The sequence below is a fragment of the Mesocryomonas lacus genome, from assembly GCF_055730135.2.
In genome coordinates this window covers 122,437-136,594 of record NZ_JBUZWE020000004.1, presented here as the reverse complement: position 1 = coordinate 136,594, position 14,158 = coordinate 122,437, and the positions used below count along the sequence as shown (strand labels likewise).

Sequence of the window (14,158 nt, the reverse complement as noted above, 5' to 3'; positions counted from 1 at the left end):
CTCCGGTCGCGCCGGCTTGTCCCATGCCGGTCTCCTGTTCTGATGGATCAGAAAGGGTTCCAGGTCGGCATCGGCGTGATCTTGAGGTAGCCGAGGTTGACGCCGAGTCGTGCACCAAGGCCGGTCTTGACCGGCACGATCATCACGTCGTCGCGGGTGAGCAGCGTCATGCCGACGCCGCCGACGAGGTAGGCACTGCCGGTGACGCCGCCGAAGCGGCCGTAGACGCCTTCGACCGACGGCAGATTGTAGACCAGCATCATCGTCCGCGCCCCGTCGCCGCCGGCATCGAGGCCAAGCGAGGGACCTTGCCAGAACAGCCGGTGCTCGCCGGCATTCTTGGTGAACAGCGTGCCCTCGCCGAAGCGCAGGCCGGCGATGAAGGCACCAGAGGCCTCTTCGCCCAGGATGTAGCCATTCGGCAGTCCGTAGGTCTTGAACGCCTTCTCGACGACGCTCGCGAGGCCACCCGAGGTGGAGCCGAAGAAGCGGTGCCCCTCGGCGACGATCTCTTCCATCTGGTAGCCGCCACTTTGCGGCTGCTGCTGCTGGGCCATGGCCGGGGACGCGGCGCCGACGCTGAGCGTGGCAGCGGCGACCGCCAGAACAACCAGCCCGCTCATCTTGTGAAAAAAGCGATGCATGTCGGTTTCCTCTCGATCTTTCGGTCGTGCGGGACCCGCAAGGCATCCGCAAAGCGTGATGCCAAAGACACGTCGGAGCCGCAGGGGCCCGTTTCCCCGCATCTCATCAGAATATGCTTTTCAAACCGCTAACGCCTTTGTCCGGCGCCGTTCGTATGGCGCGCACTGGCCTCGCGCATTGACTGCGGGGGACCACGGACTCATTCTGGCCGCGAACGCCGGGGACGGTGATTCGCGTTCCACGCACGACCCCACTCTTTCAGCATTTCGAACGGATCAACGATGACGGATCTCCCTCACGTATCGGCGCCCGACCTTGCCGCGCTTCTCGCCAGCAAGCTCTGCCACGATATTATTTCGCCGGTCGGCGCCGTGCAGAGCGGCCTCGAGCTGCTCGACGAAATGCCGGGCGACGAGGAGTCCATGGCCCTGGTGCGCAACTCCACCAAGAGTGCGGTGGCCAAGCTGCAGTTCGCCCGCATCGCATATGGCGCGTCCGGATCCTCGGCCGCCCAGATCGATCTCGGCGATGCCAAGCAGGTGGCGGAAGGCCTGATGGGGTTCGAGCGGGCGGCCCTCAGCTGGAGCGGGGAGCGGGCCTATGTCGCCAAGAACATCGCCAAGCTGATCCTCAATCTCGTCGTGATCGCCAATGCCTCGGTCCCGCGCGGCCGCGAGGTGCGTGTCGACATCACCCAGCTGACGCCTGAACCGAAATTTACGCTGCAGGCGATCGGGACGCCGTTGCGGGTGCCAGCGAAGTTCCGCGCACTCCTCTCGGACGAACCGGTAACCGAGCCGATCGACGCGCATGGCGTCCAGCCTTACTACACGCTTCTCTTGGCCCAGGAGCTCGGCTTGACGGTCGAGCTGACGCAGACCGACGATACCGCGACCTTTACCGTCGGCCCGAAGGCGATCGCCGAGGTCGAGGACACGGATGCCGTCAGCGTCACGGCGACCCCGCAACCGGTCACTGCCGAAGCCTGAGCCTTGAGGCTGCCCCCTTGGCACCGGAAAAGGCGGGCATTCACTCAATCTTACCCGTGCTCTCTAACGATAACGCAAACATGATAGGTTAGCTCTCGGGGAAAGCCGGCGGACGCCTCGCATCCGTCGCCCCTCCGGGAGTGAGCGATGCAGACCTGCCTGATCATCGACGAGTCCAGTGTCATCCGGAAGGTCGCGACCCGGATCATCTTCCAGCTGGACTTCACGGTGGCGAACGCCGCTTCGGGCGCCGAGGCGATGGAAATCCTTGGCCAAGGCGAATTGCCCGACATCATCATCGTTTCGGGCAACCTATCCGACGTGCCGGCAGAAACCTTCGTCAAGTCTGTCCGGGCCATGCCGCAAGGCGCCAAGCCCGTGGTCCTCGCCTGTCTCGTCGACGCCAATCTTGGCCTGATGACGCGGCTCAAGCGGGCCGGGTGCACCGGCTTCATCTACAAGCCCTTCACCCGCCAAAGCCTCGGCGACTGGCTGACCCCCTACGTCAACAAGGCGGCCTGACGAAAAAAGACCTGCTCGGTCGTTAAACCGGGCAGGCCTTCTTTAAGTCGGTAGTTCTTTCGGCGCCGCTCTGTTCAGATGTGATGCGTCAAGCGTCGGAATAGGCGCCGCGAACCGCTTGCCACTCAGCCCTGCCCATCGCCATCACGAACGCTGCGATCAGCGCCGAGAGCGCCAGTCCCGAAGGGTAGCTCGCCACCCCGTTGCTGTGGACGAAAGCACTCGCCACCGACAATCCCCATACGGTGCAAAATCCAAGAAGCCCTGTCCAGCTTTGCCGCTGCCGTTCGCCGCGCTGCCGGGCGGCGCCGATGAAAGCTGCCATCACCGCAAAACCGCTGGCGACCGAACCTGCGAGAACAAGCCAAGCGGCATGGATCGCCCAGGCCAGGTCGGAACTCCCGAGAAAAGCGAGATCGGCGACAAATCCCGCGAGGAAACAGGCGCCGGCCATGGCGGCGATGATCGTCTTCGCGGGATAGCTGGGTATGCCGCGGCGCTGCGTGGTTGCGAGTATGCTCATCGGTATCGGGATCACGTCTATCTGCAGCAGGACAATCTGTGCCGAAAATGCGTTCGCCCGCCGCCCCGTTCCGGAGAACCCTCCGCCATGGTTGAGCGTCCGTTAACGCCGTCGAGGACGGCGTGTCTCCGCGGACTTCCGACGGGTCCCCGAACGAAAACACCCGCGATGCCGGGGCACCGCGGGTGTTTTGTCGAAAACCCAGACCTGACGGGTATCAGGCGGCCCTGGTGTCCATTTCCGGCTCGCGCAGCACGTAGCCACGGCCCCAGACGGTCTCGATGTAGTTCTTGCCCTCGGTGGCGGTGGCCAGCTTCTTGCGCAGCTTGCAGATGAAGACGTCGATGATCTTCAGTTCCGGCTCGTCCATGCCGCCGTAGAGGTGGTTGAGGAACATTTCCTTGGTGAGCGTCGTGCCCTTGCGCAGCGAGAGCAGCTCCAGCATCGCGTATTCCTTGCCGGTCAGGTGCACGCGGGTTCCGTTCACTTCGACCGTCTTGGCGTCGAGGTTGACCGTGAGGTCGCCGGTGTTGATGACCGACTGGGCATGGCCCTTGGAGCGGCGGACGATGGCGTGGATGCGGGCGACGAGCTCGTCCTTGTGGAACGGCTTGGTCATGTAGTCGTCGGCGCCGAAGCCGAGGCCGCGCACCTTGTCCTCGATGCCGGCCATGCCGGAGAGGATCAGGATCGGCGTCTTGACCTTGGAGAGGCGCAGCGTCCGCAGGACTTCGTAGCCGGACATGTCCGGCAGGTTGAGGTCGAGCAGGATGATGTCGTAGTCGTAGAGTTTTCCGAGATCTACGCCCTCTTCACCGAGATCCGTCGTGTAGACGTTGAAGCTCTCGGATTTCAGCATCAGCTCGATGCTCTGCGCGACCGCACTATCATCCTCGATCAATAGAACGCGCATCAGCATTTCCTTTTTCGCAGAGCCTGCCGGATTATCCCGTCCGGCAATCGTCTTCGTTCGTCGTGTTCCGTTCCTGAAATTTGGCACGGAATGGTTAACAATTCTTGTAGCCGAACGTCGGCGGGGTCGAGGCAGTCACGTGCGTCCTAGCGTCTCGATGCGGCTTTTGCCACGCATTCCCGGCCCGACATTCGGAAGGAATCCGCGGCTTTCGATTTACCGAGCCTTAAATCCTGACGCCTATGATTAACGTTGCGCGTAAACAGATCGTTAAAGCCATAGGCCGCGAGGCTTGCCTGAAACCTCCGTCGCACGCGCAGAGATAGGTTGCCGCCAAGGCCGCCTCCAGGATCAGGGATGACAGGATGAAGCGGGATAATCTCGTACGCTTGACGCGTTTCAAGGTGAACGAGAAACGCCGGCAGGTCGAGCAACTCGAGCTCATGATGGGCGAGTTCGCGCGGATGGCGGGGGATCTCGAAGCCCAGATCGTCAACGAAGAGAAGAAGGCGGGGATCACCGATATCACCCACTTCGCCTATCCGACCTTCGCCAAGGCGGCACGCGCACGTCGCGACAATTTGATGAATTCCGTCAAGGATCTTCGCGTCCAGCTCAACGCCGCCAAGATCGCCCAGGAGGAATCCGAGGCGGAACTGGTGAATGCCGAGAAGCTGGAACAGCGCGACGAGGCCGAGGACCGCCGCGCCGCGAACGCCTGAAACGGATCGGCGCCCTCAAGGGCGCTGTCCGGCCCCACCGGGAGAGACGGTCTGAACGAAAGCGCGGGTGTGGCGCCCGTCGGCTGCTATCAGGCTGCGCCGCCGGCCGTCACGGCTGTCCGGCCCGCGCTGGCGCGCTTCTCGCAGCGCCGGAGGCTGCGTGCCTCTTGTTGCGCGGAGGTTGGCTGAGCCCGCTGGAAGCGAGCGCGCGACGATGAGGGCAGGGCGCCTCAGCCGCCGAGGCGGCCGAGGTCTTGCTTCGTCAGACAGAAGTGCAACTCCCCGATCGCCAGAAACATCCTCATCCATCAGAACACAAAAAAGCCGGCTAGAGCCGGCTGATTTGTCGTTGCGGTCGCAGACCGCCTTAGTGATGCATGTCGATTTTCTTGCGATATTCCTGCAGCTGGGTCGTTCGAAGCCCGGCAAGACCGTGGCTGTCGATCGAGACCTGCCAGGAGAGGAACTCCTCCACCGTCAGGGTATAGCGCGAGCACGCTTCATCGAGGCTTAGTAGCCCACCGCGCACCGCCGCCACAACTTCCGCCTTGCGGCGGATGACCCAGCGACGGGTGTTCGACGGGGGAAGGTCTGCTATCGTCAACGGGCTCCCATCGGGCCCGATAACGTACTTGACACGTGGTCTAACCTGATCGGTCATTGTACTCTCTACATCAAACTCAAAGACCTAATCGCCATCAAAACCTACCGCGTCGCTTTTAAAATTCCGCTAAACCCACTGTAATCATTTGATAACACGTTGAACGGCCCTCGATGCCGATCAATCGCCACCTAACGATCCAGGCATGCCGCAATAGTCTCGGGATTACAGCACATTGGCGTGAATCGGCCGCGAGCTGCGGTACAAAAGCCGCACTGCGTTGGCATCTGCCGTCCCGGGGGCTAAAAGCCCGTCAGTGATTTATTTTCGCCGTTTTTCGCGGCGGAGGAGCCCAACATGCTGAACAGCCTCGATCTGCCCAAGGCACCGAAAGACACGCGGGTCGTCGTCGCGATGTCCGGCGGCGTGGACTCCTCGGTGGTCGCGGCGATCCTCAAGGGGGAAGGCTACGACGTCGTCGGAATCACGCTGCAGCTCTACAGCAGCGGCGATGGGCCGCGGCGGGCGGGATCCTGCTGCGCCGGCCAGGACATTCACGATGCCCGCCGTGTGGCCGAGACGCTTGGCATTCCGCACTACGTCCTCGATTACGAAGAGATCTTTCGCAAGTCAGTGATCGATCCCTTCGCGGCGAGCTACATCGCCGGCGAGACGCCGATCCCGTGCGTCTCCTGCAACCAGACCGTCAAGTTCCGCGATCTCCTGGCGACGGCGCAGGACCTCGGCGCGGAGGCGCTGGCGACCGGACACTATATCGACAGCCGGCCGGGGCAGGCGGGGTCGCCGCACCGCGGGCTCTACCGGCCGGCCGATCTCGACCGCGACCAAAGCTACTTCCTCTATGCGACCACGCAGGCGCAGATCGACTTCCTGCGCTTTCCGCTGGGCGGCCTGACCAAGCCGGAAACGCGCGAGATCGCCGCAGAGCTTGGGCTGATCGTCGCCGACAAGCCCGACAGTCAGGACATCTGCTTCGTTTCCAAGGGGCGCTATGCCGACGTGATCGAGCGGCTGATGCCGGGCGCGGGCACGCCCGGCGACATCGTCCACGTCGATGGCCGGCATCTTGGCCGGCACGAGGGCATCGTGCACTTCACCATCGGCCAGCGCCGCGGCATCAAGCTGTCGACGCCCGAGCCGCTCTTTGTCGTCGCCTTGGACTCGGCGACCGGCCAGGTTGTCGTCGGCCCGCGCGAGGCGCTGGCGACGCGGCGCCTGGTTCTGCGCACGGTAAACTGGCTCGGCGATGTCGCCCTGGCCGAAGCGGCGGCCGCGGGCGAAGACCTTTTCGTCAAGGTCCGCTCGACCCGGCCGCCGGCGCCGGCCCGGCTCGGCGAGGACGGCGGGGAGATCACCGTGGACCTTGCCGCCGGCGAGGACGGCATCGCGCCAGGCCAGGCCTGTGTCTTCTATGCCGGCGAGGGAGCGGGTGCCCGCGTCCTCGGCGGCGGCATCATCGCCCGCACCGTGTCGGTGGCCGAACAAGCGATGCACCTGTCCCCGCCTGCCCAGCGGGTCGCCGCCAGCGCCTGACCTACTCACGCTTTTCCGAGGGGCCGGCGCGGGGCCGACACCGGGCATCGACCATCACAGCTGGGTCGATCAACTCCCAGCGCCGAACCCGAAGAAAGCCGCGGTGTCCGGGTCGAGCGGAATGCCGTGCTGCTGGCGCTGGCGCACCGTGGCCCACTCCCGGTCGCCGGGCGCCATCACCATGCCGCCCTCGACCGCCGGGCTCGAGCGCAGCGCGTCGAGGTAGCGGCGCATGCCGGCCGCGAAAACATCCGCGCCGGCAAAGCGCTGGGGATCGATGGCGATGAAGAAGTGTCCCATGTTGCGCGGCGTCGAGACGTCCTCGCCCCCCATCGGCAGCATTTCATGGTCGAGCGACGTGCCCATCAGGATCGCGGACAGCAGCGTCGCGACCCCCGCCAGCGCGGCGCCCTTGAAGCCGAAACCTTCGCCGCCGACCGGCAAGAGCATTTCCGCAGCTTCGGCGTCTTCGGTCGGCACGCCGTCGACGTCGGCCGCGACGTTCGGTGGCAGCGCCTTGCCGAGCGAGCGGTAGAGGAGGATGCGGTTGTAGGGGATCGAGGATGTCGCCATGTCGAACAGCCATGGCTTTTCCCCCGGCACCGGGGCGGCGAAGGCCAGCGGGTTGGTGCCGTGGAACGGCTTCTGGCCGGTGAACAGGCCGACGATAGAATCGCTGTTGGTGGTGGCAAAGCCCACCATGCCAGCCTCGGCGATCGCCAAAGCGTAGGCGCCGGCCGCACCGAAATGCGACGAGCGGATGGCCCCGACCGCGCCAATGCCGCTCTCGCGGGCAATCTCGACGGCCGTCTCGGCGGCGCGGTAGGCGGTGAGGTGGCCGAGCCCGTCATCGCCATCGACGATCGCCGTCGCCGGCCCGCTGCGCCGGACCGTGACGCGGGGATCGCCGTTGACCCGCCCCCCTGTGACGACGCTGCAGTAGTGAGGCAGCAAGCGCACGCCGTGGCTGTCGACCCCCGCCAGCGAGGCATGCATCAGCGCCCGCACGGTGGCGGCGGCCGAGACCTCAGAGACACCGGCCTCGCGCAGGCTGCCAGCGGCCTTCGCGGCAAGAGCAGGCGCGTCTATCAGGATTTCCGGCATGACAATTTCCTGCTGATATCTGGCGTTTGGCGCCACACATCTGATATCTCAGTGATAAGACCGTTGCAATATTCGACCCTGCGAGGCTGACCGTGACCCTGGCGCTGACCCGTCATCCTTCCCTGACCGAACAGGCGGCGCAGTCGATCCGCGACCGCATCGTCCGTGGTCTCCTGCTGCCCGGCGCGCCGCTGTCGGAGATCGCCCTTGCCCAGGAACTCGGCGTCTCCAAGACACCGGTAAGGGAGGCGCTGATCGAGTTGAAGCGCCAAGGCCTTGTCGAGATCCACCCGCAGCGCGGCACCTTCGTCTTCGCGATGACGGCGGAGGAGGTTCGCGACCTCGCTGAAATGCGCGCCGTCCTCGAAGGCGCCGCTCTCCGCCTGGCGATGGAGCGGGACGGCGACGGGCTCTGCCGCCGGTGGGAGAAGATCGTCGCCGGCATGCAGGAGGCGGCAACCGGCGACGATGCCGAAACCTACCGCGTTCTCGACGGCGCCTTTCACCAGGCCATCGTCGATGCCGCCGGCAATCGCTTTCTCGGCGAGGCCTTCACCGCCATCGCCTTTCGCATCCAGGCGCTGCGCAGCCGGCTGTCGCTCGCCCCGGCCCTCAACGCCGCCTCGCTCGACGAGCATGTGCAATTGCTGGAAATGGTCGGGAATAGGCGTAGCAAGAAGGCCGCCGACCTGCTCTTGTCGCACATCGAACGGACGCGTGATCTCTATACCGGCTTTCTCGCCGGTGCGGCGGAGGGGGCGGGCGCCGCCCCTCGTTCCGTTCAGGGGGACGCTACCGGCTGACCGCAGGGCGGCCGGTGACGACAGACAGCATGACGGCTTGGGAGGGCCGACCAATGATCGACGAAGAATTCTTTGCCGCCGACGATGCGGGCTTTGCCGCTTTCTTTCCGGAGGGCGCCGCCCTCGAGAAGATCGCCACCGGCTTCATCTGGGCCGAGGGTCCGGTCTGGATCGACGAACTCGCCGAGCTGCGTTTTTCCGACATTCCCAACAACCGGATGATGTCCTGGTCGGAGATCGGCGGCCTGAAGACCTTTCGCCAGCCCTCGCAGCGCACCAATGGCAGCACGCGCGATCGCTCCGGGGCGATCCTTTCGGGCGAGCATGGCGGTCGCTGCGTCAGCCGCACGACCCTCGACGGCACCTACACGGTGCTGGCCAGCCACTGGCAGGGCCAGCGGCTGAACTCGCCGAACGACGTGGTGGTGAAGTCGGACGGATCGGTGTGGTTCACCGATCCCCCCTACGGCATCATCTCCGACCATGAGGGCATCCGCGCCGACAGCGTGATCGGCAAGAACCAGGTCTACCGTCTCGACCCGGAGACGGGGGAGGTGACCATGGTCGCCGACGACTTCGACCGGCCGAACGGCCTGGCCTTCTCGCCGGACGAGAGCGTTCTTTACATCGCCGATTCCGGTAGGGCCCGTGGCTCGGGCTTCGGCTACGAGGACCATCGCCCGCATCATGTGCGCGCCCTCACGGTGGTCGATGGCGTCCGGCTCGGGGAAGGCTGGGTGGTGGCCGATATCGACATGGTGCCCGACGGTCTGCGCGTCGACACCGAGGGCCTGCTCTGGATCTCAGCGCAGGACGGCGTCCACTGCTACACGCCGGAAGGCCGGCGGTTGGGGCGCATTCTAGTGCCCGAGACGGTCGCCAACCTCACCTTCGGCGGCCCCGACCGTTCCCGCATGTTCATCACAGCCACAACCTCGGTCTACGCTGTGCATACTACCCGGCAAGGCGCTCAGATACCGTGAGAGGGCGAGCCGCGGCGGTCTGCTGCCGCGGCCGAGCGAGCGTTTGCGCTGGCGTGATCGCAAGTCCGGTCGCCGCCAACAAAAATTCTGCGCGGTCTTTACGAACGCTTCACCCTTCCCGGGTTTTGTTTGTAAAGGTTCAATGATCTTCAGGTCTCATTCGCGAATTCAGCCTAGAGAAAGCGCATGTTTAGCGCTTTCTCCCAGCTGGTGGCCGATCACTCGCTCGGCTTCATCGCCGTCGCGGCCGGTCTTTGCCTTTCCGCCGCATGGCTCCTGACGGTCCTTGTCGACTGGTTGGAGCAGGACAGTCTCGAATCCAGCTATTTCTGGCTCGCGACCGTTGCGGTCGTAGCCGGGCTCGGCGTCTGGACCACGCATTTCATCGCCATGCTCGGCTACCGCGCCGACATGCTGCTGAGCTACGACGCCCGCAACACCGCCGTGTCCGCTTTGATGGGCATCGCCTTCGTCGGCGGTCCGATCGCTCTGTCTACGCTTCTTTCTCGCCAATGGGGAAAGTGCCTCCTCGGATTGGCGGCCGGATTGGGCGTCGGCGTGATGCACTTCCTGGGCATGGCGGCCGTGGAAGGCTGCACCGTCGAGCAGACGACTTTCGGCCAGGTGCTGGCGTTCGCCCTTGGCGGCGGCTTCATGGCGCTGGCGAGAGGGCTGCCGCGCCGCTTCCTGTCGAGGGGAGCCTCCTGTCTGCTGTTCACACTGGCCGTCTGCGGTGCCCATTTCACCGCCATGGCCGATATTTCGGTGACCAACGTCGTCGTCGGCACGGGAACGAACAGTGGCAAAGCGGTGCTGACCGCGTTCGTCGCGCTTGGCGCCGTCCTGCTGTTTGCCGGTGCCTTCATCTCTCTTCTCGTCGCCCAGCGCTTCGAGATGCAGGAAAAGGCGCATTCGACGGTGCTTTCGACGGCCCTTCACAACATGTCGAACGGGCTCATTTTCGTCGACGGCAAAGGCACGCTGAAGTTGTTCAATGCCCGCTTCCTCGAGCAGTTCTCCCTCGACAGCGCCGCACTGCGGGTCGAGATGCCGCTTGCCGCGCTGCTGGACGAGATGGCAGTGGCGATCGGCTGGGATCGCGAGCGCAAGACGATGGTGACGCGGACGCTGACCGAATGGATGGGCAAGCCGCGCATCAGCAGGACGGAATGGGAACTTGCCGACGAGCGGATCCTCGCCATGGAATGCCGGCCGCTGCCCGACGGCGGCGCCGTCGTGACGTTCGACGACGTGACCATCGAGCGCCGGACCCAAAGCCAGGTCGCTTTCATGGCTTTCCATGATCCGCTGACGGGACTTGCCAATCGGCGCGCCCTGAAGACCCGCATGGAAGAAGGGTTCGACGCAGCCAACCGCTTCAAGCTGCTGCTCATCGATCTCGATCGCTTCAAGGCGGTCAACGATACTTTCGGTCACGGCGTCGGCGACCGGCTGCTGGTCGAGGTCTCCAAGCGGGTGCGCGGCGTCGCCGACGAGACCGGCTTCGTCGCGCGCATCGGCGGCGATGAGCTGGCGGTGCTGGTCTATGGCGACAACGTCATGGCCATGGCGGCGGCCACCGAGATCGTCGCCGCCATCGGGCGTCCGTTCGAGCTGCAGGGCCATCATTTGTCGATCGGCTGCAGCATCGGCCTCTGCTGCACCGACGATGCCGAGGATGTCGACAGCCTGATGCAGCGGGCCGACCTCGCGCTCTACGAGGCGAAGCGTCAGGGTCGGGGCCGGGTGTTCTGCTATGTCCCCGGCATGCTGGAGAAGGTCGCCGAGCGAACCCTTCTCGAATACGATCTGAGGACCGCGGTCGAGAAGGAACAGCTCGTTCTCCACTACCAGCCGGTGTTCGAGCTCCAGACGCAGCGCCTGGTCGCTTTCGAGGCTCTCATTCGCTGGAATCACCCGACCCGTGGCATGGTCTCGCCCGCCGATTTTATTCCGCTCGCGGAGGAGGCGGGGTCGATCCTCGGCATCGGCCAGTGGGTGCTGGAGACCGCCTGCCGGCAGGCCGCCCATTGGGGCCCGGACATCAAGATCGCCGTCAATGTCTCGCCCGTCCAGTTCCGCTCGCCGACCTTGCTGGTCGGCATCACCAAGGCTCTTGCCGACGCTGGCCTGCCCGCCCACCGGCTGGAGATCGAGCTGACCGAGACCGCCATCGTCGAGGACGGGCCGCAGATTGCGAGGGTGCTGGAATCGCTGCGCAGCTGCGGCGTGACGGTGGCGATGGACGACTTCGGTACCGGCTACTCGTCGCTCGCGCACTTCCGGGACCTGCCGGTCGACCGCATCAAGATCGACCGCAGCTTCGTCGACTCGGCCGCGACCGACATGCATTCTATGGCCGTGCTGAAGGCGATCACCCGTCTTGGCCAGGACGTCGGAATCTCGACGCTGGCGGAAGGGGTCGAGACCGAGGTGCAGCTCGGCATGCTCCGGGCCATCGGCTGCGACGCCGCACAGGGCTACCACCTCGGCCGGCCGATGCTGGGGGCAGACGCCGACAGCCTCGTCCACCAGGCCTCGATCCAGCTGGCAAAAGCCGGCTGAACGAGCGGTGCCGGACCCCTCGTTTTGTTAAGCTGCGGTTCAGATTGAAAAGCTCATTGTCCTCCCATCGCCGGAGATGAGACGACCCGAGGGGCCGCCGCCTCCAGAACCACAGGGTGTGACCATGAAGAACGTTATTGCTGCTCTCGGTGCTTTCGCCATGCTGACGACCGGCGTCGTCGCCTCTGCAACGCCGGCTGCCGCCGACGGCTACTACCGCGACTACGGCCGGCACGGCGGCTACCGCGACTACGACCGGCGCGGCTACCGCGGCGACTACCGCCGGCACGGCGGCGGCCATGGCGATGCCGTGGCAGCGGGCGTGATCGGCCTTGGCGTCGGGGCACTGCTGGGTGGCGCGCTCGCCAGCGACGGTGGCCGCCGCTACGATACCTACGAAGGTCCGGTCGGCTACGTCGATCGCCCGGTCCGCTATGCGCCGCGCTATCGCCCGGCCCCGGTCTATCGCGGCGGCTACAGCCATGTCGACGCCTGCCTTGCCCGCTACCGCTCCTACGATCCGCGCAGCGACACCTTCGTCGGCTATGACGGCAACGCTTACCGCTGCAATCTCTAGAGCACGGTGCATCCGGCCGGGCACACAGGCGACGCTTCTATCGTCTGAGTGCCCGGCCACCGTCCGAACTACGGCGTTCGCTCCTGATCGGGGCGGACGCCGTTTTCCGTTCGGCCGCTGGGTTGACCCGAAGGCTGGCCGGCACGATCTGTTCAACGTCTGCCCGACAGGGCCGCATATTCCGGAGTCGGCTGTTGCGGTATGCTGACGGTTGGTCGAACTTCGACGGAGAATTGCCGATGCCCTTGCCAAAAACCCAGCCCGAGGCGACCGGAACCCTCCTGGCCGCCGAGGCGACCGCGATCTCGACCGCTACCCCGGCGCTGACGGCGTCCGCCACGCACCACGGCATCTGGCCGGCGCATCGGACGGATATCATCGACTGGTTGATGAACGAGACGCGGAGCGAGCGTTTCATCGACAACATTTTCGTCGAGATGTGCGATCGCCTCGTGGCAGGGGGAATGCCGCTGGCTCGGGCGACGCTGCATTTCCGCACCCACAACCCGCAATGGCTGGGTGCCCGCCTGCTCTGGCGGCCCGGCCTGAAGCAAGCGGAGATGATGACGTTCGACTACGATGTCATCGACACCCCGCAATATCTGAACAGTCCGATGTACGAGCTTCAGAGCGGCGCCGACGAAGTCCGCCGCCGGCTCGACGCCGAGGGAGAGCAGCCTGGGCGCGACTATCCGATCTTCCATGAACTGCGCGCCGAGGGCCTGACGGACTACATCAGCTGGCCGATCCAGCACACGCTCGGCAAGCGGCACAGCGTCAGCTTCGCGGCCGACCGCGCGGGCGGCTTCAGCGATGCGGACATCGATGCGCTCGCCGATCTGCTGCCGGCCTTTGCCATGGTCAGCGAGATTCGGCTAAAGAACCGGCTCGCCCGGACCTATCTCGAGACCTATGTGGGCCCGCATGCCAGCGAGCAGATCCTCGCCGGGGCGACCACCCGCGGCAGCGGCACCACGGTGGGCGCGGCAATCCTCATCTGCGACCTCCGCGACTTCACCGCGATCTCCGAGATGTGGCCGCGCGACGACGTCATCCGGCTGCTCAACGACTATTTCGACGCAATGTCGGATCCCATCGAGAAGCACGGCGGCGAAATCCTTAAGTTCATGGGCGATGGCCTCCTGGCGATCTTCCCGCTGATCAATCCGAACGCTGCCCAGAACCTCCTGGCAGCGGTGGTCGAGGCACGCGCGGCAGTGGCGCTCTTGAACGAGGACCATGTCCGGCACGGCCGCAAGCCTCTCGGCTACGGCGTCGGGGTGCATGTCGGCGACGTGATGTACGGCAATATCGGCTCGCGCAAGCGGCTCGACTTCACCGTCATCGGTCCCGCGGTCAACGTCGCCTCGCGGCTGGAGAGCCTGACCAAGGAGGTGCACCGCCCGGTGCTCCTCTCCAGTGCCTTCGTCGCCATGGCCGGCTGCCGGAACGTTCTGGAGAGCCTCGGCCGTTTCCCGTTGAAGGGCCTCGGAGAGCCCGTCGAGGTGTTCGCCTTCACCGGTGATGCCAGCACCCTCAAGCCTGTCCTGGTCGACGCCGCCTGATTGCCCCAACTCCTTCAGCCTCTGAGGTAACGGTTACGGCGCCGCTGTCTGCGGCGTCACGCCGCCATTACGCCGGTTGCCTCTCCTCACGG

General features: G+C 65.2%; 14 protein-coding genes. 9 read left to right on the top strand and 5 right to left on the bottom strand.

Annotation, left to right across the window (positions count from 1 at the left end; translation table 11 throughout):
• Positions 1 to 47: 47 nt before the first annotated feature.
• Positions 48 to 644 carry a DUF1134 domain-containing protein gene (locus ACZLZY_RS07945; protein WP_472933692.1) on the bottom strand — a complete coding sequence of 199 codons (597 nt, stop codon included), beginning with the start codon at positions 642 to 644 and terminating at the stop codon, positions 48 to 50.
• A 282-nt stretch (positions 645 to 926) separates the two neighbouring features.
• Here ACZLZY_RS07945 and chpT point away from each other — a divergent pair, with 282 nt between their 5' ends.
• Together chpT and ACZLZY_RS07935 are read left to right on the top strand one after the other, a co-directional pair.
• Positions 927 to 1,634, top strand: a complete 708-nt coding sequence (gene chpT, locus ACZLZY_RS07940) for a histidine phosphotransferase ChpT (RefSeq protein WP_472933691.1) — start codon at positions 927 to 929, stop codon at positions 1,632 to 1,634.
• Positions 1,635 to 1,781: 147 nt separating this feature from the next.
• The gene (locus ACZLZY_RS07935; RefSeq protein WP_472933690.1) at positions 1,782 to 2,156 is read left to right on the top strand and encodes a response regulator; all 375 of its coding nucleotides are present in this window, start codon (positions 1,782 to 1,784) and stop codon (positions 2,154 to 2,156) included.
• A gap of 88 nt (positions 2,157 to 2,244) precedes the next feature.
• On the opposite strand, the gene ACZLZY_RS07930 is transcribed toward ACZLZY_RS07935, so the two are convergent.
• Both ACZLZY_RS07930 and ctrA read right to left on the bottom strand, forming a co-directional pair.
• Complete coding sequence (locus ACZLZY_RS07930) at positions 2,245 to 2,679, bottom strand: DUF2231 domain-containing protein (protein ID WP_472933689.1); 435 nt, start codon at positions 2,677 to 2,679, stop codon at positions 2,245 to 2,247.
• Between the two features lie 217 nt (positions 2,680 to 2,896).
• Complete coding sequence (gene ctrA / locus ACZLZY_RS07925) at positions 2,897 to 3,592, bottom strand: response regulator transcription factor CtrA (protein WP_472933688.1); 696 nt, start codon at positions 3,590 to 3,592, stop codon at positions 2,897 to 2,899.
• A gap of 365 nt (positions 3,593 to 3,957) precedes the next feature.
• Between ctrA and ACZLZY_RS07920 the strand changes: the two genes are divergently transcribed.
• Positions 3,958 to 4,314, top strand: coding sequence for a flagellar export protein FliJ (locus ACZLZY_RS07920; RefSeq protein ID WP_472933687.1), 357 nt, complete (start codon positions 3,958 to 3,960; stop codon positions 4,312 to 4,314).
• 367 nt (positions 4,315 to 4,681) lie between these two features.
• On the opposite strand, the gene sciP is transcribed toward ACZLZY_RS07920, so the two are convergent.
• A complete protein-coding gene (gene sciP / locus ACZLZY_RS07915) occupies positions 4,682 to 4,975 on the bottom strand; it encodes a CtrA inhibitor SciP (RefSeq protein WP_188849569.1) in 294 nt (97 codons plus the stop codon).
• 300 nt (positions 4,976 to 5,275) lie between these two features.
• Between sciP and mnmA the strand changes: the two genes are divergently transcribed.
• Positions 5,276 to 6,469 (top strand): tRNA 2-thiouridine(34) synthase MnmA, encoded by a 1,194-nt coding sequence (gene mnmA / locus ACZLZY_RS07910; protein WP_472933906.1) that lies wholly within the window; start codon positions 5,276 to 5,278, stop codon positions 6,467 to 6,469.
• A 69-nt stretch (positions 6,470 to 6,538) separates the two neighbouring features.
• Here mnmA and ACZLZY_RS07905 read toward each other — a convergent pair whose 3' ends face one another.
• On the bottom strand, positions 6,539 to 7,573 hold the full coding sequence (locus ACZLZY_RS07905; protein WP_472933686.1) for an Ldh family oxidoreductase: 1,035 nt from the start codon (positions 7,571 to 7,573) through the stop codon (positions 6,539 to 6,541).
• A gap of 92 nt (positions 7,574 to 7,665) precedes the next feature.
• Here ACZLZY_RS07905 and ACZLZY_RS07900 point away from each other — a divergent pair, with 92 nt between their 5' ends.
• The 5 genes from ACZLZY_RS07900 to ACZLZY_RS07880 all read left to right on the top strand — a co-directional run bounded on the left by ACZLZY_RS07900 (position 7,666) and on the right by ACZLZY_RS07880 (position 14,066).
• Positions 7,666 to 8,376, top strand: coding sequence for a GntR family transcriptional regulator (locus ACZLZY_RS07900; protein ID WP_472933685.1), 711 nt, complete (start codon positions 7,666 to 7,668; stop codon positions 8,374 to 8,376).
• Positions 8,377 to 8,429: 53 nt separating this feature from the next.
• Positions 8,430 to 9,359 (top strand): SMP-30/gluconolactonase/LRE family protein, encoded by a 930-nt coding sequence (locus ACZLZY_RS07895; protein ID WP_472933684.1) that lies wholly within the window; start codon positions 8,430 to 8,432, stop codon positions 9,357 to 9,359.
• 186 nt (positions 9,360 to 9,545) lie between these two features.
• Positions 9,546 to 11,924, top strand: a complete 2,379-nt coding sequence (locus ACZLZY_RS07890; RefSeq protein WP_472933683.1) for an EAL domain-containing protein — start codon at positions 9,546 to 9,548, stop codon at positions 11,922 to 11,924.
• Positions 11,925 to 12,048: 124 nt separating this feature from the next.
• A complete protein-coding gene (locus tag ACZLZY_RS07885; protein WP_472933682.1) occupies positions 12,049 to 12,501 on the top strand; it encodes a BA14K family protein in 453 nt (150 codons plus the stop codon).
• Between the two features lie 389 nt (positions 12,502 to 12,890).
• On the top strand, positions 12,891 to 14,066 hold the full coding sequence (locus ACZLZY_RS07880) for an adenylate/guanylate cyclase domain-containing protein (protein ID WP_472933905.1): 1,176 nt from the start codon (positions 12,891 to 12,893) through the stop codon (positions 14,064 to 14,066).
• Positions 14,067 to 14,158: the final 92 nt, after the last annotated feature.